Annotated in this window: 2 tRNA genes; both read right to left on the minus strand. The window is 48.7% G+C overall.

Features of this window, described 5'->3' with window-relative positions:
* Window positions 1–2 precede the first annotated feature (2 nt).
* Window positions 3–78: transfer RNA gene (locus tag AACV33_RS06825), tRNA-Lys, on the minus strand.
* A gap of 2 nt (window positions 79–80) precedes the next feature.
* Window positions 81–156: transfer RNA gene (locus AACV33_RS06830), tRNA-Glu, on the minus strand.
* Between the last annotated feature and the right edge of the window lie 70 nt (window positions 157–226).

The following is a 226-nucleotide window of genomic DNA, read 5'->3' on the forward strand; positions in this document are numbered from 1 at the left end:
AATGGTGGGTCGTGCAGGATTCGAACCTGCGACCAATTGATTAAAAGTCAACTGCTCTACCAACTGAGCTAACGACCCAATGGTATCCCGTAGGGGAGTCGAACCCCTGTTACCGCCGTGAAAGGGCGGTGTCCTAGGCCTCTAGACGAACGGGACACTGGATATTTTGAAGGTGTTGGGCACCTTCCATTGCTTTTTACTTTTTTAACCTAATCAATCTGTGTGA

The sequence above is a fragment of the Aliivibrio sp. SR45-2 genome (assembly GCF_963890165.1).
Lineage (GTDB): Bacteria > Pseudomonadota > Gammaproteobacteria > Enterobacterales > Vibrionaceae > Aliivibrio > Aliivibrio salmonicida.